This window comes from Caballeronia arvi (genome assembly GCF_001544695.2).
GTDB classification, from domain to species: domain Bacteria; phylum Pseudomonadota; class Gammaproteobacteria; order Burkholderiales; family Burkholderiaceae; genus Caballeronia; species Caballeronia arvi.
Genome location: NZ_FCOM02000269.1, coordinates 1 through 1,016 on the forward strand (window position 1 = coordinate 1; position 1,016 = coordinate 1,016).

2 protein-coding genes are annotated in these 1,016 nt (G+C 62.5%); one reads left to right on the forward strand and one right to left on the reverse strand.

From position 1 onward, the window contains the following. Positions 1-179: helix-turn-helix domain-containing protein (locus tag AWB74_RS44825; RefSeq protein ID WP_143749553.1), on the reverse strand; the 179-nt coding region annotated here is incomplete at its 3' end. A 58-nt stretch (positions 180-237) separates the two neighbouring features. Here AWB74_RS44825 and AWB74_RS44830 point away from each other — a divergent pair. Next, the coding region (locus tag AWB74_RS44830) for an acyl-CoA dehydrogenase family protein (protein ID WP_061152839.1) at positions 238-1,016 on the forward strand (779 nt) is incomplete at its 3' end.

Below are 1,016 nucleotides of genomic sequence, written 5' to 3' on the forward strand. Positions count from 1 at the left end.
TGCAGGCCGAGCTCGCGTTCGAGCCGCTGTATTCCCTTGGTCAGTGCGGGCTGCGTAAGCCCGAGCCGCTCGGCCGCGCGTCCGACGTGCGACGTCTCGGCCACTGCGAGAAACGTGTTCAGATCTTCGATCCGCACTGCGTCATTCCACCGCGTTATGAAGAAAATGCCGACGATCATCGGCCACGTGCCGCGCTCCGTCAATATGGGCCTTCCACCTGTTCAACGGACGCATTCCATGGCATACGACGTCACCCCTGACCTGCAGGCAATCCGTGACCGCCTCGCTCACTACCTGCACGACGAGCTGATTCCGCAGGAGCAGGCCGCCGGCTACGGCTACGAAGACCGCTTCGACAAAGACACCGTGCGCGCGATCTGGCAGCGCTCGCGAGCGCTGGGATTGTATGGGCTGCATCTACCGACAACGCTTGGCGGAGCGGCACTGTCGACCGCCGACATGTGCGTGCTCAAAGACGACGCCGCCGCGTCTGGCGCAATTCTCTTTCCACATGTGCTGGGCGACTGGGGTGGACCGTCGCGCATTGGGAATCTCGTCAATCATGCGAGTCCCTATCAGGTTGACCGCTACATCCTGCCGGTGGTACGCGGCGAAAAGGGGGCCTGCTTCGCAATGACGGAGCCCGCATCCGGCTCGGACGCTGCAAGCATTCAGACACGCGCGGAGCGGCACGGCGACGAGTTCATCGTCAGCGGGCGCAAGCATTACATCAGCGCATCGACGTTTGCCGACTTTGCAGTGACGATGTGTGTCACGACCCCCGGCTGCGGCGCGGACGGAATTTCCGCGCTGCTGATCGACCTCGACCAGCCTGGCGTTTCACTCACCTACGACTGTTTGCCGATGACAGGCCAGCATGTCGACGCGGACATCACCTTCGACAATGTGCGGGTGCCCGCAGCTAACCTCATCGGCGAGGAGGGGAGGGGCTTTCGCATCGCGATGGATCGAATCAGCGTCAACCGATTGCTGCATTGTCCGACGATGATCGGGCT